This is a genomic window from Dryocola sharpae (assembly GCF_051307055.1).
GTDB lineage: Bacteria > Pseudomonadota > Gammaproteobacteria > Enterobacterales > Enterobacteriaceae > Dryocola.
In genome coordinates this window covers 2,360,455-2,378,429 of the sequence record NZ_CP149994.1, presented here as the reverse complement: position 1 = coordinate 2,378,429, position 17,975 = coordinate 2,360,455, and the positions used below count along the sequence as shown (strand labels likewise).

Genomic DNA, 17,975 nt, shown 5'->3' with positions numbered 1-17,975 from the left:
AACCCGCCGGAGCGGGTTTTTTACTAAATGCGAAAATGCCCCGCGGTTTCCGCCAGTTCGCCAGCCTGGCTCTGTAACGCGCCCGCAGCGGCGGCAGACTGCACCACCAGCTCCGCATTCTGCTGCACCATATTATCGAGGTGCGTCACCGCGTGGTTAATCTCCTGAATGCCCTTCATCTGTTCGCTGGTGGATATTGTGATTTCGCGCATGATGCCGGAAACGCTGCCCACGCTGGTGACGATATCGTTCATTGCTTCCCCGGCCTGGCGCACATACTTCGAGCCGTTCGCCACGCTTTGCGTCGTGGAATCGATCAACATTTTGATCTCTTTCGCGGCCTGCGCGCTGCGCTGCGCGAGGTTACGCACCTCTCCGGCAACCACGGCGAATCCACGACCCTGTTCCCCCGCGCGCGCGGCTTCAACCGACGCGTTCAGCGCCAGGATATTGGTCTGAAAAGCGATGCCGTCGATAACGCCCGTGATGTCGCCAATTTTCCCGGAGGCGGTTTCGATAGCCTCCATGGTGGAGATAACCTGCGAAACGACGCGCCCGCCGCGTTCTGCGGCTTCGCTGGCGCTGGTGGTCTGAATGTTGGCCTGCACCGCGGCTTCGGTAGAGTTAGCAACCGAGGCGGTGATCTGCTCCACGGCGCTGGCGGTTTCACGCAGGCTGGAGGCGGCTTGCTCGGTGCGCCCGGAGAGATCCTGATTTCCGGCGGCAATCTCGTTAGCGGCGACTTTTACCGACGCGCTGGCATCGCGCAGCTGCGCCATTACCACCGACAGTTTGTCGCTGAAGGCGTTAAACGCGTGGGCGATTTGCGCGACCTCATCATTCCCCACTTCCGGTAGACGCCGGGACAGATCGTTAGTGCCGGAGCTGATGGCGTGCATCGCATCACGAATGGTGCTCAGTCGTTTAAGTACGGTTGCCACCAGTAGATGCACCACCGCGCCAGAGATAAGCACCAGCGCGACCAGCGCGATGGCCGACGCCTTCAGCAACGCACGCATCCCGAATGTGGCATCGTCATTATCCAGCGCGACGATCAGGAACCAGTGCGTGCCCGGCACAGGCGTGGCAAGCAGCTGCTTGGTTTTATTGTTCATGCTGCCCGTAGCCCGATGGCCGTCCGCCAGCAGCCGATCGAAGCTTGCGCCCGTGACCGCGTCACTAAAGGGTTTGAGGGTTAATGCGGGATCTAATGCCGCGATAACCGAGCCGTCGCCGTCAACCAGCATCCCGCTGCTGTTGGCCGTCGGGTGGATACTGCGCACGTTAGCGACAACGCTGTCCATCGCCACATCCCCCGCAACCACCGCTTTCAGCTCGCCGTTTTCAGAAACCGGCATCGCGAAGGTCACCACCAGTTTTCCTGTTCCGGCGTCAACATACGGCGCGGTCACGATAGGGGCGTTCTCTTTTAACGCCTGCTGATACCACGGACGAATCGTTGGGTCATAGTCGGCGGGAACACCGGTTGGATCGGAGAACTTTGCCGTCTTGCTGGCATAGCCGACATAAACGTTGGTAAAGCCGCCTGCAGCAGCAAGCTGGCGGAATACGGGCACCGGATCTTCTGTTAATGCCACGCCCTCCAGAGAACGAATAACCGCCATTTTGCCGTTCACCCAGTCGGCGATGGCAACGGTGTGGCTTTCGCTGGTGCTTTTCAGCGACTCCTCAATGGATTGCTGATTGTCCGCGCGCGTGACCCGGTAGTTAATAATGGTGTTGAGGAGAAGGGCGACAATCAGACAGCCTGCCGTCACACAAATAATTCGAGCGCGTATTGACCTGAACATGATGTTTTCCTGCTGTGTTATTTTCGGAAACTATCGGCAAACACAGCAGGAACTTGATGGCGCAGGGAAGAGTATAAGAAAAAAATATTACTGCGCGGCAATTATTAGAATGTTAATACTTTATCGGCATTCAGCGTCCACTCCGCCAGTTCGACCAGCGTGCCGATAGCAACGCCATCAGCCAGCGGCAGCGCCGTAATGCCGCGTCCGTCGGCGCAGGTTTTGCATAATTTCACCGGCACATCCTGCGCGGTAAGGATCTCCAGCATCTGTTGAACGTTGTAGCCTTCCGCCGGTTTCTGGCCGCGTAACCCTGCGGTGACCGCATCGGACATCAAAAAAAGCTTCAGCTCCGGCGGCTGCGGCTGCTCACGCAGCGCTATGGCCAGACGCAGGCTGTTAAACAAAGACTCGCTGCCGTAAGCAGCCCCGTTGGCGATAATCACTATTTTCTGCATTCTTTCTCCTTTGTGCCATAAGGCACGACTTTTGCTTAAGCCAAAGATACCATTTTGCCGTGCAGGAGCATTTTATGATCCCCACCGCCCGCGACTTTCTGCTGGTCGCCCGCACCCGTGGACGTGAACAGCTGCAGGATATTCTGCAAATCGGGCAGCTTACCGAACGGGTAGCCGGTCTCGCCCATATGCTACAGCGCGAGCGCGGCGCTTCCAACATCTGGCTTTGTTCTGCGGGCGGCCTGTTCGGGGGCGAGAGGCAGGCTTGCGCGCAGGATGTCGATCGCGAAACGGCGCTTTTCAGGCAGGCTATCGCCCGGCCGGATTACCTTCCCGGCAGCGCGCTGTTCGTTAGCCTCGCCTGTGCGTTGCACTACCTGGAACTGTTGCCCTCGCTGCGCGAAAAAATCTCCGCACGACAAATCACCCCGCCTGAAGCGATGGAGCAGTTCAATTGCGCGCTGCGCCATTTGCTCAGCATCGTGCCCGAAACCAGCAACGCCGTGGATAACGCCGGTGTCGCTCGTTCGCTGGCGGCGCTGTTCAGCTTCATGCAGGGCAAAGAGTTCGCAGGCCAGGAGCGGGCGCTTGGCGCACTCGGCTTCACGCAGGGGAGCTTCAGCGACGCGTTGCGTCAGCAGCTGGTGGACCGCATAGACAGCCAGCAGCGCTGCTTTGACGCCTTTTGCAGCATGGTCGATGGGCCGCTGCGGGAGCACTATCAGACCAGCGGTGAACCGTGCCGGGAGACGGAACGGCTCAGGCGGCTGGCTTGCACGCGGCCGGGCGTAGCAGGGGCGCCGCCGGACCTTGCGCTGAGATGGTTTACCCTGTTGACCGCCAGAATCGATGCGCTAAGAAAGGTCGAAGAAAAGCTGATTGAGCTCGTCATTACGCAGGCGCAGCAGGCGCTCGGGCAGCTGCTGCAGGAAGCGCCGCTTAGCGAAACCGAAGTCGGGAACTGGGTGGCAGGTCACGCCAGCAACGACGGCGAGCGCTATCTCGATCGCCATCTCCTGCCGCTGGTACGCCAGCAGGCGCAACAGCTGGAAACCATGGCCCGGCAGCTGGCTTCGCTTCAGGCAACGCTTGAGGAGCGTAAGGTCATCGAGAAAGCCAAAGCGTTGCTGATTCGCCACCAGGGGTACAGCGAGGAACAGGCCTGGCAGGCGCTGCGTAAAATGGCGATGAACCAGAATAAAAGGATGGTGGAGGTGGCGGGCGCGATGCTCACCGTGGCCGATATCTGGCATTTACCCATAAAGGAGTAGCTGCACGGTCTGCGGGCACGGCGTGCTTTTTTGTGGTGCGTATCACTTTCTTTTTAGCCCGGTTTCCCCTGTTTCAGGCGCTTTTTAACCTGGCACGCGAGTTGCACTGTTTCTTACTGAGTTAATTTCCATTTCTCCAGCATTGCGCCAATGGCGGTGCGAAGCTGGCAGGACAAAGGTGTCCTTCAATGTGCTTACCCACATTGACGGGCGCTTTTTTTTTACCTTTTTCAGGAGGAAGCCGATGAGTGAGAAAACCATAGCTATCTCGCGCCGCCGGTTGCTACAGGCGGGAGCCGCGCTGGGCGGCGCATATTTACTGCCGGGGGTGATGAATGCCGCCTGGGCCGCGGGAAGCGACGGGCCGGAACAGGCACGGGTGAAAGTCGGCTTTATTCCGCTGACCGACTGCGCCTCCATCGTCATGGCGTCGGTCAAAGGCTTTGACAGGAAATATGGCATCACGATTGTGCCGAGCAAAGAAGCAAGCTGGGCGGCGGTGCGCGACAAAATGGTTTCCGGCGAGCTGGACGCGGCCCACGTTTTATATGGCCTGGTTTACGGGCTGGAGATGGGCATCGCGGGCAAACAGCAGTCCATGGCTAACCTGATGACGCTCAACAACAACGGTCAGGCGATTTCACTCTCGATGGATCTGGGGAAACAGGGCGTGGCCGATGCCGCAGGCCTGAAAAATCTTATCGCCGGCAACGCGCCGGGAACCTTTACCTTCGCCCATACCTTCCCGACCGGCACCCACGCGATGTGGCTTTACTACTGGCTGGCGAACGCGGGTATTCACCCGTTCAACGATGTGCGCACCGTCGTCGTGCCGCCGCCGCAGATGGTGATGAACATGCGCATCGGCAACATGGTTGGCTTTTGCGTGGGCGAGCCGTGGAACCAGCGCGCCATTCACGACGGCATCGGCTATACGGCGGCAACTTCGCAGTCCATCTGGCCGGATCATCCTGAAAAAATCCTCGGCACGCGCAGCGCCTGGGTTGAGCAAAACCCGAATACCGCCCGCGCGCTGGTGGCGGCCGTGCTTGAAGCCTCGCGCTGGATTGATGCGAACGACGACAACCGTCGTGAAACCGCCAGCGTGCTGGCCGGACGGGCATACCTCAATACTAAGGCCGATTACCTCACCGGGCGCATGCTCGGACAGTACGACAACGGCCTCGGCAAAAAATGGCAGGACGGCCACGGCATGCAGTTTTTCCGCGACGGCGAAGTCACCTTCCCGTGGCTTTCCGACGGCATGTGGTTCCTGACGCAGCACCGCCGCTGGGGATTGCTGGACCACGACCCGGACTATCTCGCTATTGCTCAGCGCATTAACCGTATTGATGTCTACCGGCAGGCCGCCGCCGCCGTGGGCAACGTTGCCGTGCCTGCCAGCCACCTGCGCAGCAGCAGGCTAATGGACGGCAGCACCTGGAACGGCAGCGATCCTGCCGCCTACGCCGCCAGTTTCGCCATTAAACGTTAAGGGGGAATCATGAATCTACAGGCCCAGAAAACCTCAGCCGCTGAGCTGAGCGCCCCGGTCGGGAAAGTGATTGCATTACCGCCGGTCAGGGTACGTCGCCGCAGACCGCAATGGCGGCGGCTAAGCCTGAGCATTTTCCAGCGTCTCGTACCCGCCGTGCTCGGCATGGGGTTGCTGATTGTGGCCTGGCAAATCGCCGCGCTAAACAGCAAAGGTTTTCCAACGCCGCTTAGCACGCTGGAGGCCGCCATTACCCTGTTTGCGGATCCGTTCTACAACGCCGGGCCGAACGACCAGGGGATCGGCTGGAACGTCCTCGCTTCACTGCAGCGCGTTGCCGTGGGGTTTGGCCTGGCGGCCATCGTCGGCATCCCGGCGGGCTTTTTAATCGGCCGCTTCACCTTCCTCGCCAGAATGTTTAACCCGCTTGTCGCGCTTTTGCGTCCGGTCAGCCCGCTGGCCTGGCTGCCGATTGGCCTGCTGCTGTTCCAGAAGGCGGAGCCGGCTTCGGGCTGGACGATCTTTATCTGCTCCATCTGGCCGATGGTCATCAACACCGCCGAAGGGGTGAGGCGCATCCCGGAGGATTATCTCAACGTGGCGCGCGTGCTGAAACTCTCCGAATGGACGGTGATGCGCCGCATTCTGTTCCCGGCCGTGCTGCCGGCGGTGCTCACCGGCGTGCGCCTGTCGATCGGTATCGCCTGGCTGGTCATCGTCGCGGCGGAAATGCTCACCGGCGGCCTCGGCATCGGCTTTTGGATCTGGAACGAGTGGAACAACCTCAACGTCGAAAACATCCTGATTGCGATTGTGATCATCGGCGTCGTCGGGCTGCTGCTCGAACAGGGCTTGATGCTGCTGGCGCGTCGTTTTAGCTGGCAGGAAAAATAAGGGGAAAATCATGAAAAAAATTATCCAGGTTCAGAACGTCAGCCAGCGTTTTGCCACCGCCAGCGGCGAGTTTTTAGCGCTCAGCAACGTCAGCTTTGATATTGCGCAGGGGGAAACCATCAGCCTGATTGGCCACTCCGGCTGCGGCAAATCAACGCTGCTCAACCTGATTGCGGGCATCACGCTGCCCTCAGAAGGCGGGCTGCTGTGCGATAACCGGGAGATTGCGGGGCCAGGTCCGGAACGCGCGGTCGTGTTCCAGAACCACTCATTGCTGCCGTGGATGACCTGTTTTGAAAACGTGGCGCTGGCGGTGGATCAGGTCTTTCGCCGCACCATGAACCGCGCCGAGCGCCGGGAGTGGATCATCCACAATCTGGAGCGCGTGCAGATGGGGCACGCGATTGATAAACGACCCGGCGAAATCTCAGGCGGCATGAAGCAGCGCACAGGCATCGCCCGCGCGCTGGCGATGAAGCCGAAAGTGCTGCTGATGGATGAGCCGTTCGGCGCGCTGGATGCGCTGACCCGCGCCCATTTGCAGGACGCGGTGATGCATATCCAGCAGGAGCTGCAGACCACCATCGTGCTTATCACCCACGATGTGGAAGAGGCGGTACTGCTTTCCGACCGCGTGCTGATGATGACCAACGGCCCGGCGGCGACGGTTGGCGAAACGCTGCATGTCGATCTGCCGCGCCCGCGTAACCGCATCGAGCTTGCCGAAGACGGCCGCTACCACCATCTGCGCCAGCAGGTGCTGCGCTTCCTGTACGAAAAGCAGCCCCGGGCCGCCTGAGGAGCCGACCATGCAGCGACGTCTGATCGTTATCGGCAACGGCATGGCGGCAATACGCCTGGTCGAGCAGCTGCTGGCGCGTGCCGCTGGTCGCTTTGCCATCACCGTTTTCGGCGAAGAGCCGACGCTCAGCTACAACCGTATTCTGCTCTCGCCGGTGCTGGCGGGGGAAAAACCGGCTGACGCCACGCAGCTGCATGACGCCGCCTGGTATGTTTCCCACGGCGTTGAGTTGAGGACGGGCGAAGCGGTGCTGGAGGTCGACTGCTCGCGCAAAATTTTGCGCACGGCTAAACGCTCGATGGCGTATGACGAGCTGGTGTTCGCAACCGGGTCGCTGCCATTTATTCCGCCCATTGACGGGCATCACCTTTCTCACGTACACGGTTTTCGCACGCTGGAAGATGTGGAGGCGATCCTCAGCGGCAAAGGCGATGCCGTGGTGCTCGGCGGCGGTTTGCTTGGCGTGGAAGCGGCGGCAGCGCTGCATGCACGCGGCGTGCGCGTCACGCTTGTTCATCGCAAGGCCTGGCTGATGGATATCCAGCTTAACCAGCGGGCGGGCGCGCTCCTTGAGCAATCTCTGACCGGGCGCGGCATCGCCTGCCGGCTAAATTGCAGCATAGATCGCATTGATGGGGACAGCGTCGCGCTGAGCAACGGCAACGTGCTGCCCGCAGGACGCGTGATTATCGCCACCGGCGTGAAGCCAAATATCGCACTGGCGCAGCAGGCGGGCGTTCCATGTTCGCGCGGTATTACCGTGGACGCACAGTTGCGCAGCTCATTGCCGCACGTTAGCGCTTTGGGTGAATGCTGTGAAATCGACGGGCAAACCTGGGGGCTGGTCGCGCCTTGCCTGCAACAGGCTGATGTTTTAGCCGCCCGCCTGGCCGGGGCCGCAACAACCGATTTTCGTTATCAGGAGCGAGGCACGCGCCTCAAGGTCAGCGGTATTCCTCTTTTTTCCGCAGGCGATCTCAGCGAACAACCTGAAACACGTGTTCTTACCTCCTTTGACCCGCTTTCCCGGCATTACCGCTGCCTGCATTTACGCGGCAATCGGCTGGTGGGCGCCCTGCTGATGGGCGATATCCGATCGGCAAACGCTTTAACCAACACCTTACTCAGCGCGGCGCCCGTCACGCCCGCCGTGCTGTTTGATGAATTCCACTCTGAGGAGCAGCCGCTGGCTGCCGGAAATGACGACATGACAAAATCAACGCTGGTAGTGATTGGGCACGGCATGGTCGGGCACCACTTTCTGGAGCAGTGCGTGGCGCTGCAGCTGCACAAAAGCTTCCATATTGTGGTCTTCGGCGAAGAGCGGCATCCGGCATACGATCGCGTTCATCTCTCGGAATATTTCGCCGGACGCAGCGCGGAGTCGCTCTCCATGGTGCAGGGCGATTTCTTTAACGAGCACGGCATCGAACTGCGCTGTAACAGCAGAATTGTTGAAATAGACAGGCAGCAGCGTCTGGTGCGCGACAGCGACGGGCACGAAACGTACTGGGATAAACTGGTGCTCGCTACCGGCTCGTTCCCGTTCGTGCCTCCGGTGCCGGGTAACGACCTGCCGGGCTGCTTTGTCTACCGCACGCTGGACGATCTGGACGCCATCGCGGAACGCGCGCGCGACAGCAAACGCGGAGTGGTGATCGGCGGCGGGCTGCTGGGCCTGGAGGCGGCGAACGCGCTAAAACAGCTTGGCCTGGAAACGCACGTGGTTGAGTTCGCGCCAAATCTGATGGCGGTGCAGCTGGATAACGCCGGGGCGGCCATGCTGCGCGAGAAAATCTCTGCGATCGGCGTGCAGGTGCATACCAGCAAAGCCACAACCGCCATCACCGAAGCGGAAGGGTTACAGCTTAATTTTGCCGACGGGGAAGCGCTGCAGGCTGACTTAATCGTCTTCTCCGCCGGGATCCGCCCGCAGGACGCGCTGGCGCGCGCCAGCGATCTCGCTCTTGGCGAACGCGGCGGCATTGTTATTAACGACGGCTGCCAGACCAGCGATAGCGCAATTTTCGCCATCGGCGAATGCGCTCTGTGGGAAGGGGAAATTTTTGGCCTGGTGGCGCCCGGCTATCAGATGGCGCGCGTGGCGGCGGCAACCCTTGCCGGGCAGGAATCAGCGTTCCGCGGCGCGGACATGAGCACCAGACTTAAGCTGCTTGGCGTCGAAGTGGCCTCCTTCGGCGACGCCCATGGCCGCACGCCCGGTAGCCAGAGCTATCAATGGAGCAACGGGCCGCAGCAAATCTATAAAAAGATTGTCGTCTCGGCGGATAACAAAACGCTGCTCGGCGGCGTGCTGGTGGGCGACAGCAGCGAATATGCCCAGCTTCTGCAAATGATGCTTAACGGCATGGCGTTGCCAGCGCAGCCGGAAAACCTGATTTTGCCCGCTTCCGCAGGCGGCGCGCCGAAAGGGCTGGGCGTGGCGGCGCTGCCGGACAGCGCGCAGATTTGCTCCTGCCATAACGTATTCAAAGCCGATATTTGCGCGGCGGTAAGCGGCGGCGCGGGCGACATGGGGGCGATTAAAGCCTGCACCAAAGCGGCGACCGGCTGCGGCGGCTGTTCTGCGCTCGTCAAACAGGTCATGGAATACCAGCTGCAGGAGCAGGGCGTGGAGGTGAAAAAGGATATCTGCGAACATTTCCCGTACTCGCGGCAGGAGATCTATCACCTGGTGCGCGTCAATCACCTCCGCACGTTTGAGCAGCTTATCAACCGTTACGGCCGCGGGCACGGCTGCGAAATCTGTAAGCCGCTGGCGGCTTCGGTGCTGGCCTCGTGCTGGAACGAGTATTTGCTCAAGCCCGCGCATCTGCCGCTGCAGGACACCAACGACCGCTACTTCGCCAACATCCAGAAGGATGGCACTTACTCGGTTGTGCCGCGTGTCGCCGCCGGAGAAATCACGCCGGACGGGCTGATTGCCATCGGCCAGGTGGCGAAACGTTACCAGCTGTACAGCAAAATCACCGGCGGACAGCGTATCGATCTCTTCGGCGCCCGGCTGGAACAGCTTCCTGTCATCTGGGAAGAGCTGGTGGCGGCCGGTTTTGAAACCGGTCACGCCTACGGGAAATCGCTGCGCACGGTGAAATCCTGCGTGGGTTCGACATGGTGCCGCTATGGCGTGCAGGATTCGACCGGCCTCGCCATCGAGCTGGAGAATCGCTACAAGGGCCTGCGTTCGCCGCATAAAATCAAAATGGCGGTTTCCGGCTGCACCCGCGAATGCGCGGAAGCCCAGAGCAAAGACGTTGGGGTGATTGCCACCGACAAAGGCTGGAACCTGTACGTCTGCGGCAACGGCGGCATGAAACCGCGCCATGCGGACCTGTTCGCCAGCGATCTTGATCGTGAAACGCTGATCCGCACCGTCGACCGCTTTCTGATGTTCTATATCCGCACCGCCGACCGCCTGCAGCGGACCAGCACCTGGATGGATAATCTGGAAGGCGGCATTGACTACCTGCGCGAAGTGGTGCTTAACGACAGCCTGGGTCTTGGGGACGAGCTGGAAAAAGAGATGGCGGGCGTGGTGGCGACTTACCAGTGCGAATGGCAAACCACGCTCAACAGCCCGGACCGCCTGGCGCTGTTCCGCTCTTATGTGAACAGCGACCAGCCGGACGAAGCCGTACAGCGTCAGACCTTACGCGGACAGCTCCAGCCCGTTAACGACGTTGTGCATCAGCCGGCGCAGACGCCGGCAAAACCCTGGCAGGCGGTATGCGATATCAGTGCTATCCCGGCGCAGGCGGGGATCGGCGCGCGTTTAGGCGAGCAGCAAATCGCATTGTTCCGCTTCGGCGACGCTATTTACGCGCTGGATAACCTTGAGCCGGGCAGCAGCGCCAACGTACTTTCCCGCGGCATCGTAGGCGACGTATCCGGTGAGCCGGTCGTCATTTCTCCGCTCTATAAACATCGCATTCGTCTGCGCGACGGGCGCACCCAGGGCGGGGAGCTGGCCGTTCGCGCCTGGCCGGTAAAAGTAGAGCAGGGCACCGTGTGGGTGGGAAGCCAGGCGCTTATTCTGCGTGCGGAGGCATCATGAATGCCCCTGTGCGCTCTACCTGCCCCTACTGCGGCGTAGGGTGCGGCGTGGAAGTCCGGCAAACGCAAACCGGGCGCTATGAGGTTAGCGGGGATAAACAGCATCCTGCGAACTTCGGGCGTTTGTGCGTGAAAGGGGCGGCGCTTGGGGAAACCTTAGATCTGGAAGGACGTTTGCTCTATCCGGAAATTAACGGCGAACGCGTGGAATGGGATACAGCGCTTGCGCATACCGCTCAGCGGCTGCGGGCAATCATCGATGAGTTTGGCCCGCAGGCCGTGGCGTTCTACGCTTCCGGACAGCTGCTGACCGAAGATTATTACGCTGCCAATAAGCTGATGAAGGGATTTATCGGCTCGGCCAATATCGATACCAATTCGCGCCTGTGCATGTCGTCGGCGGTGGTGGGGTACAGGCGTGCCTTCGGCGCCGATGCGGTGCCGTGCAGCTATGAGGATCTTGAGCAGACGGACCTGGTGGTGCTGGTGGGATCTAACGCCGCGTGGGCGCATCCTGTGCTCTATCAGCGCCTGGCGCAGGCAAAACAGCGGCGTCCGCAGATGAAAGTGGTGGTTATCGATCCGAGACGCACCGCCACCTGCGACATTGCCGATTTGCACCTTGCGTTACGGCCGGGCAGCGATGCCGGGCTGTTCGTCGGGCTGCTGAACGATCTTCATTTCCGCCAGCCGCTGGCAGCGGAGCGGTTCGACGGGCAGGCTGAAGCGCTTGCCGTAGCAAGCGGGTGGCCGCTTACAAAATGCGCCGATTTTTGCCAGCTTGCAGCCGGTGCGGTGCAGACTTTCTGGCAATGGTTCGCCGAAGCCGACCGCGCCATGACGCTCTACACCATGGGTATAAACCAGTCGTCGAGCGGCAGCGATAAGTGCAACGCCATTATCAACGTGCATCTGGCGAGTGGAAAACTGGCGCGCGCCGGATGCGGCCCCTTTTCGCTGACCGGACAGCCAAATGCGATGGGCGGGCGGGAAGTGGGCGGCCTTGCTAACCAGCTTGCCTGCCATATGAATTTTGCACCGGCGGATATCGCAAGGCTTGGGCGGTTCTGGGGCAGCGAGCGGATAGCCGAAACGCCGGGATTAATGGCGGTGGAGCTGTTTGCGGCGATTGGCCGCGGCGAGGTGAAGGCCGTGTGGATCATGGGCACCAATCCGGTGGTATCGCTTCCTGATGCAGCTCGTGTGGAGCAGGCGCTGGCAAAATGCCCGCTGGTGATTGTCTCCGACGTAGCCCGACATACCGATACCGGGCGCTATGCGAACGTGCGTTTCCCCGCTCTCTCGTGGGGCGAAAAAAACGGCACGGTAACCAACTCTGAGCGGCGCATCTCCAGACAGCGTTCATTTTTACCTGCGCCGGGCGAAGCGCGCGCCGACTGGTGGATCGTCTCACAAATCGCTCAGCGGCTTGGCTACGGCGACGCGTTTAGCTGGCAGCATCCGCAGGAGATTTTCTGCGAGCACGCGGCGCTGTCGGGATATGAAAATGACGGATCGCGGGCGTTTGACATCAGCGGGCTGGCAAGCCTGAGCCGTGAGCAATATGACGCGATGGAACCCGTGCGCTGGCCTGTCACGCCCACGGGAGAAACGGCGTTTAAAAGCTGGCGAGCAAGCGGCAAATTCCAGCTTGTGCCGGTTGAGCCTGAGTTACCGCAGGCCGTTGCGGATCGCTGTTATCCGCTTATTCTCAATACCGGGCGCATCCGCGATCAGTGGCATACCATGACGCGAACCGGCGGCGTGGCGCGGCTAATGCAGCATAGCAACATGCCGTATCTCGAAATCCATCCTTCTGACGCGCGGCGCTACGGTATTCAGGATGCTGCGCTGGTGCGCATTGCCTCACGACGAGGGGGAATGGTGGCGCGAGCGCAGGTTAGCGCAGAGCAACAGGCGGGCTGCGTATTTGTACCTATGCACTGGAGCCAGAGGTTTGCCCGTAAGGGGCAGACGAATAGCCTGGTCGCAGATGTATGCGACCCGCATTCCGGGCAGCCGGAAAGCAAGCAAACGGCGGTGCGTCTTCAGCGCTGGCAGCCTGCATGGCAGGGAGAGATCTTCGCCCGGGACACCATCGCTTTTGCCGGGGATATGCAGTGGTGGCGGCAGGCATCCCCTGGCGTACAACATTTTTTGTGCGCCGCAGACTGTGCGCCTGATGCCTGGCTTGAAACGCTGGCCGCAGGGCGCGGCTGGCAGTTACAAACCGCCTGTGGAGACGGGCAGTTTTATCATCTGCTGGCATGGCGGGAAGGAGAGCTGCAGCTGGCTTTTTACGCCGGGAAAAGCTGGCCGGAGATTAACAATAGCGCCGTGCTGGCGGCGTTTGCAGAGGGCCCGCCGACGGCCGCTGAACGGCATCTTTTACTGGCGGGGAAAGCGCCCGGCGCGGTAACCGATGCGGGGAAAACGCTATGCAGCTGCTTTGGCGTGGGCGAAAAAACAATCCTTGCGGCAATCGCTACGGGGTGCCGGTCCGTAACGATGCTGGGGGAGAAACTGCAGTGCGGAACAAACTGCGGCTCCTGCATTCCTGAGCTGCGGGCGCTACTGACCAAAACGGCCAATTAAACCGGCCGCCGCCAGCGCATGATCTTTTAGTTTTTCGAACAGTTGCTCACGGGTCAACCCTGCCGGAAGGGCGTCCGCACGTAAGTTGGTGGCGATAAGCGTCCAGGTATAATGATGCGCGCCGCTGCCCGGCGGCGGACAGGGACCATAATACGCTCGGGTGCCGGGCGTATTTTTACCGCCGGTGAAACCTTTACCGTCGCGCAGCTCGTTGGCGGCAAAGCCCGTCATGCTTGCGGGAATATTGTAAGCAACAAGGTGGGTCACTCCGAGGCCTTTTGCGCCTTCAGGATCGTGGACTATCAGGGCGTAGCTTTGCGTAGCGGCAGGGGCATTACTCCACACCATCGCGGGGGAAATATTTTTACCGGTACAGTTAGGATTATCCTTCGCATTCCCGGCATATTTTTTATGCAGCATAGCGTTATCAGCAAAGTCGGGAGACTGAAGCATAAACAGCCCTTCGGCCTGTGCCGCAAAACAGCCGCACAGCAGAGCGGCGGATAAACAGCGTAGCGAGGTTTTCATAGTTGAACGCTCAAAAGGCAGGAGCTTTAAGCGTAGCGCTGAAATCAGGAAATGCGATATGTTATAATTTCCGCATGTTAAGAAAATCCGTGCCGCTGTTTACTCTTTCTTACGCACTCCTCTGCACCGGAGGAGCTGCCGGTACCCGCCAGACGTTTATCGAACAAGCATCAACGCCTTTTACCGCCGCGCCGAATGAACTGCCCGATATGGGAATTGCCCCGGAAACGGACGCCGCGGCCAAACACATTGCCGAGCTGGCGAAGCAGTTTGGCGAGGCCAGCATGATCGATAACGGCCTGGACGCCGGGGAACAGGCGCGTCTTTTCGCTTTTACCAGCCTGCGCGACGTGCTGACTGATAAAGTAACTGACGAGGCGGAATCGCTGCTCTCTCCCTGGGGCAAAACCAGCTTTAACCTGAAGGTGGATGAGCGCGGTAACTGGAACGGCAGCAGCGGCTCGATGTTTACGCCGTGGGCCGATAACAATCGCTATCTGACCTGGAGCCAGGTGGGCTTTACCCAGCAGGATGACGGGCTGGTGGGAAATCTCGGCGCCGGGCAGCGCTGGGTGGCGGGAACATGGCTGCTGGGCTACAACACCTTTTATGACAGCCAGCTTGCCAGCAACCTCCAGCGCGCCGGCTTCGGCGCCGAAGCCTGGGGAGAATACCTGCGTCTGTCGGCTAACTATTATCAGCCGCTTAACGGCTGGCAGGGCGAAACAGAGACGCTGGAACAGCGTCTGGCGCGGGGTTACGACGTTACCGCCCAGGCCTGGCTGCCGTTCTACCGGCATATTTTTACCAGCGTCAGCCTGGAGCAATATTTTGGTGACCGCGTTGATCTGTTCGACAGCGGCACGGGCTACCGTAACCCGGTCGCGGTAACCATGGGGCTGAACTACACGCCGGTTCCGCTGGTGACGATAACCGCTCAGCATAAGCAGGGCGAAAGCGGCGTGGCGCAGGAAAATCTCGGTCTGAAACTCAACTACCGTTTTGGCGTCCCGCTGGGAAAACAGCTCTCCGCAGGCGAAGTGGCCACGACCAGTTCACTGCGCGGCAGCCGCTATGACAGCGTCGAACGCAGCGACTTACCGGTGATGGAGTACCGCCAGCGAAAAACGTTATCCGTCTTCCTGGCGACGCCGCCCTGGGAGCTGCATGCCGGGGAAACGGTACTGCTTAAGCTTCAGGTTCGGGCGCGTCATGGGATCCGCCAGATTACCTGGCAGGGCGATACGCAGGCGCTTAGCCTGACGCCGCCGCCGAATAACCGCAGCGCGGAGGGCTGGAGCGTGATCGTGCCGGCAGGGCGAGAGGGGGTCGCGAACGTCTGGCGTCTGTCGGTAACGATTGAGGATGATAAAGGACAAAAAGCGACGTCGAACTGGATCACCCTGAAACAGGCGGAGCCGCTGCTGGTGGATCCGGCAGAAGATCCACGTTACGATCTGCTACCGGAAGCGGGCGTATCACCTTAGAAGATGCGTTCCTGATGCACCCAGACCGCCGCCTCAACGCGGGATTTAAGCTTCATTTTTTTCAGCAGGTGTTTCACATGCACCTTGACGGTGCTTTCGGTGATATCCAGACGGCGGGCGATCATTTTGTTCGGCAGGCCCTGGGCGATAAGCTTCAGAATATCGCGTTCGCGTGGCGTTAACTGATTCACGTCGCGATCGGTCGTTGCGCGATTGGCGCGCAGGCTTGCCGCCAGCACCGGCGTTAGCGCTTCGCTTAGCACCATTTCACCAGCCGCCGCCTGCTGCAGCGCTTTAAGCAGGTCTTCCGGCTCCATATCTTTTAGCAGATAGCCGTCAGCCCCACGTTTTAGCGCGGTAACCACATCTTCTTCATGATTTGATACGCTAAACACCACAATGCGCCCGGAGAGGGGTTTCTCACGCAGGCAGTCGAGCGTCTCCAGGCCGTTCATACCAGGCATATTCAAATCGAGCAGGATCAGATCCGGATCCAGAGATTCCGCCAGCTGCACGCCCTGAGCGCCGTCTCCGGCTTCACCGACAACCGCCAGCTCCGGCGCCATGCTGATTAACTGTTTGACGCCGCTCCGTAGCATCGGGTGATCGTCTATCAGCAATATGGTTGCTGCTTCCGGGTTCGGGCTACTCATTATTTACTCCTGTGGCAGAAGACAAATGCGCTTCGGGCATAAAACTGACGACCACTTCAGTGCCGCCGCCTGCGCGAGTCCGTATCTGGCAATCCCCTTTCAGGCTTTGCGCACGGTCTCGCATAATAATAAGGCCGTAATGGTTGCGCCGCTCTCCGTCACCCGGAATACCGCGGCCGTTGTCCCATACGGTGAGTTTAACCTGCTTCTCCTGGCGCACGACATTCACCCCGCACGCCGAGGCCTGGGCATGTTTGAAGCTGTTGTTTAACGCTTCGCGGGCGATTTGCACCAGATGAATCGCCTGATGCGACGGCACCAGGCGTGGCGGCAGCTGATAGTCCAGCGCCACCGCAAAACCGAGTTTTTCACTGAATTCCAGGCAGCTTGATTCAAGGGCTGGCCGCAGCCCTGGCTCAATCAGCTGCAGACGGAAGGTGGTCAGTAACTCGCGCAGCTGTCGCCATGAGGTATTCAGCTCGTTACGCATCTGCCTGAGCAAATCGCGGCTTTGTTCAGGCAGATTTTCGCCTTGCATTTGCAGGCAGCTGACCTGCATTTTCAGGCAGGAGAGCGACTGGGCAATGGAGTCGTGTAGCTCGCGGGCGATGGCGGAACGCTCTTCCATCACCACCAACTGCTGCTGATGCTCATACTGTCTTTCCAGCGCGAGCGTCGCGGTAAGCTGTTCAATCAGCGTTAAGATCAGCTGCTGTTGGTCGCCTGTGAGGCTGCTGCCCACCGGCAGCTGCGCCAGCACCAGGCCATAGTGAATATGGTTATCGGTTAACCGCCACTTCAGCGCGGTGGTTTCAACCGGCTCAGGCGCCTGTTCGCGCGGGCAGAGGTGGCAGCCCCGTTCCTCGCAGCTGCTGTCCGGCTGATAGGTATATTCGTCATAGTTTTCTTCATCTTCGTATTCATAAACGCGCAGCTCGATGTCGCGCAGCGGCGTAAGCTTTTGCAGTTCGCTTAATACCGGGGAAAGCCGCTGGCATAGCGGTGCCTGGGAATGAAGACGGCGGTTTGCCTGGTAAAGAAAAGAGAGGATCTGATTCTTTTGTTCAAGGCCGGCTGTTTTTTCCCGCACGCGTTGTTCAAGCCCGGCGTAACTTTCGGCCAGCTCCGCAGACATGCTGTTGAAGGCTATACCAAGCGTCGCCATTTCGTTGCGGCCGCTGATATTCACCCGATGGGTGAAATCTTTTTGCGCGACAGCAAAAGCCATGTTCAGCAGCTGCCGCCAGGGACGAAGCAGGCGCTTGCGCAGCCAGACGACGGTAAATACCAGCAGCAGCCCCATTAACGCCACCATGCCCTGCTGCAGAAGGATGACGCGATGAAGGCGAAGCTCCGTGGTTTTGTCGAACGAGCTCACCAGCTGGTCGATACGGCCCACAAACTGCGCGATGTGCGGCGTCACCTGCTGCGCATTTTTTGCGTTTTTCATCGCGGGCCCGAGCGTGTCGCGCCAGTAATGCTGAATCTCGTTCAGCTGCGCCTGTTGACCGTCACGGCGCGCCGCCTGCTGCAAATCCTTACTCCAGGTGGTTTGCTCCATCTCGTTGAACAGGGCGTTATCTTTTGCGGTAAGCGGAATGGCGGCCAGCAGGCGATAGCTTTGCATACGCAGCGATCCGGCCTTATTGATGGCGTGGGCGTTACCCTGAATCCCCTGTGCAAGCAAGCTGGCAAGGCTCATTCCCACAATACCTAACGCCGCCAGCACCAGCAGAATAAGCGCGAGCTGGTTGACCAGGGTTAAGGGGGAAAACAGGCGTTTCAACATAAACGAGCGCGCTCCGGATACGGCTTTATAGTAAAAACAGAGGGACATTCTCAGCTATCCTCTGGAGTATACCCATACCCCCTTGTGATTACCCCTTAATTGCCATAGGTGGCATAAC

At 59.8% G+C, this 17,975-nt stretch carries 12 protein-coding genes; 7 read left to right on the top strand and 5 right to left on the bottom strand.

Going from position 1 to position 17,975, the window contains the following annotated elements:
* Positions 1-23: 23 nt before the first annotated feature.
* Complete coding sequence (locus WLO31_RS11455; RefSeq protein WP_435926723.1) at positions 24-1,811, bottom strand: methyl-accepting chemotaxis protein; 1,788 nt, start codon at positions 1,809-1,811, stop codon at positions 24-26.
* A gap of 104 nt (positions 1,812-1,915) precedes the next feature.
* The gene (locus tag WLO31_RS11450) at positions 1,916-2,269 is read right to left on the bottom strand and encodes a DsrE/DsrF/TusD sulfur relay family protein (RefSeq protein ID WP_435926722.1); all 354 of its coding nucleotides are present in this window, start codon (positions 2,267-2,269) and stop codon (positions 1,916-1,918) included.
* 74 nt (positions 2,270-2,343) lie between these two features.
* On the opposite strand from WLO31_RS11450, the gene WLO31_RS11445 reads away from it, so the two are divergent.
* The 6 genes from WLO31_RS11445 (at position 2,344) to WLO31_RS11420 (ending at position 13,400) form a co-directional block, all read left to right on the top strand.
* Positions 2,344-3,540: a nitrate- and nitrite sensing domain-containing protein gene (locus WLO31_RS11445; RefSeq protein WP_435926721.1), complete on the top strand. Its 1,197-nt coding sequence runs from the start codon at positions 2,344-2,346 to the stop codon at positions 3,538-3,540.
* Positions 3,541-3,784: 244 nt separating this feature from the next.
* Positions 3,785-5,035 (top strand): CmpA/NrtA family ABC transporter substrate-binding protein, encoded by a 1,251-nt coding sequence (locus tag WLO31_RS11440; RefSeq protein WP_435926720.1) that lies wholly within the window; start codon positions 3,785-3,787, stop codon positions 5,033-5,035.
* 9 nt (positions 5,036-5,044) lie between these two features.
* Positions 5,045-5,929, top strand: coding sequence for a nitrate ABC transporter permease (ntrB, locus tag WLO31_RS11435; protein WP_435926719.1), 885 nt, complete (start codon positions 5,045-5,047; stop codon positions 5,927-5,929).
* A gap of 10 nt (positions 5,930-5,939) precedes the next feature.
* Positions 5,940-6,728 carry an ABC transporter ATP-binding protein gene (locus tag WLO31_RS11430; protein ID WP_435926718.1) on the top strand — a complete coding sequence of 263 codons (789 nt, stop codon included), beginning with the start codon at positions 5,940-5,942 and terminating at the stop codon, positions 6,726-6,728.
* Positions 6,729-6,738: 10 nt separating this feature from the next.
* Positions 6,739-10,806, top strand: a complete 4,068-nt coding sequence (gene nirB / locus WLO31_RS11425; RefSeq protein ID WP_435926717.1) for a nitrite reductase large subunit NirB — start codon at positions 6,739-6,741, stop codon at positions 10,804-10,806.
* Complete coding sequence (locus WLO31_RS11420) at positions 10,803-13,400, top strand: nitrate reductase (protein ID WP_435926716.1); 2,598 nt, start codon at positions 10,803-10,805, stop codon at positions 13,398-13,400. Before nirB ends, WLO31_RS11420 begins: the two co-directional genes overlap by 4 nt.
* Here WLO31_RS11420 and WLO31_RS11415 read toward each other — a convergent pair.
* The gene (locus WLO31_RS11415; RefSeq protein WP_435926715.1) at positions 13,377-13,928 is read right to left on the bottom strand and encodes a YbhB/YbcL family Raf kinase inhibitor-like protein; all 552 of its coding nucleotides are present in this window, start codon (positions 13,926-13,928) and stop codon (positions 13,377-13,379) included. The two genes, WLO31_RS11420 and WLO31_RS11415, sit on opposite strands and share 24 nt — an antisense overlap.
* A gap of 74 nt (positions 13,929-14,002) precedes the next feature.
* Between WLO31_RS11415 and WLO31_RS11410 the strand changes: the two genes are divergently transcribed.
* Entirely contained in the window at positions 14,003-15,415 is a 1,413-nt protein-coding gene (locus tag WLO31_RS11410) for a YchO/YchP family invasin (protein ID WP_435926713.1), read from the top strand.
* Here WLO31_RS11410 and narL read toward each other — a convergent pair.
* Together narL and narX are read right to left on the bottom strand one after the other, a co-directional pair.
* On the bottom strand, positions 15,412-16,068 hold the full coding sequence (narL, locus tag WLO31_RS11405; protein WP_167607390.1) for a two-component system response regulator NarL: 657 nt from the start codon (positions 16,066-16,068) through the stop codon (positions 15,412-15,414). The genes WLO31_RS11410 and narL overlap by 4 nt on opposite strands.
* Positions 16,061-17,857: a nitrate/nitrite two-component system sensor histidine kinase NarX gene (gene narX / locus WLO31_RS11400; RefSeq protein ID WP_435926712.1), complete on the bottom strand. Its 1,797-nt coding sequence runs from the start codon at positions 17,855-17,857 to the stop codon at positions 16,061-16,063. Before narX ends, narL begins: the two co-directional genes overlap by 8 nt.
* Positions 17,858-17,975 lie beyond the last annotated feature (118 nt).

Coding starts and splice junctions, on each gene's coding strand:
- WLO31_RS11455 (WP_435926723.1), bottom strand. CDS start 1,811: ATGTTCAGGTCAATACGCGCTCGAATTATTTGTGTGACGGCAGGCTGT.
- WLO31_RS11450 (WP_435926722.1), bottom strand. CDS start 2,269: ATGCAGAAAATAGTGATTATCGCCAACGGGGCTGCTTACGGCAGCGAG.
- WLO31_RS11445 (WP_435926721.1), top strand. CDS start 2,344: ATGATCCCCACCGCCCGCGACTTTCTGCTGGTCGCCCGCACCCGTGGA.
- WLO31_RS11440 (WP_435926720.1), top strand. CDS start 3,785: ATGAGTGAGAAAACCATAGCTATCTCGCGCCGCCGGTTGCTACAGGCG.
- ntrB (WP_435926719.1), top strand. CDS start 5,045: ATGAATCTACAGGCCCAGAAAACCTCAGCCGCTGAGCTGAGCGCCCCG.
- WLO31_RS11430 (WP_435926718.1), top strand. CDS start 5,940: ATGAAAAAAATTATCCAGGTTCAGAACGTCAGCCAGCGTTTTGCCACC.
- nirB (WP_435926717.1), top strand. CDS start 6,739: ATGCAGCGACGTCTGATCGTTATCGGCAACGGCATGGCGGCAATACGC.
- WLO31_RS11420 (WP_435926716.1), top strand. CDS start 10,803: ATGAATGCCCCTGTGCGCTCTACCTGCCCCTACTGCGGCGTAGGGTGC.
- WLO31_RS11415 (WP_435926715.1), bottom strand. CDS start 13,928: ATGAAAACCTCGCTACGCTGTTTATCCGCCGCTCTGCTGTGCGGCTGT.
- WLO31_RS11410 (WP_435926713.1), top strand. CDS start 14,003: ATGTTAAGAAAATCCGTGCCGCTGTTTACTCTTTCTTACGCACTCCTC.
- narL (WP_167607390.1), bottom strand. CDS start 16,068: ATGAGTAGCCCGAACCCGGAAGCAGCAACCATATTGCTGATAGACGAT.
- narX (WP_435926712.1), bottom strand. CDS start 17,857: ATGTTGAAACGCCTGTTTTCCCCCTTAACCCTGGTCAACCAGCTCGCG.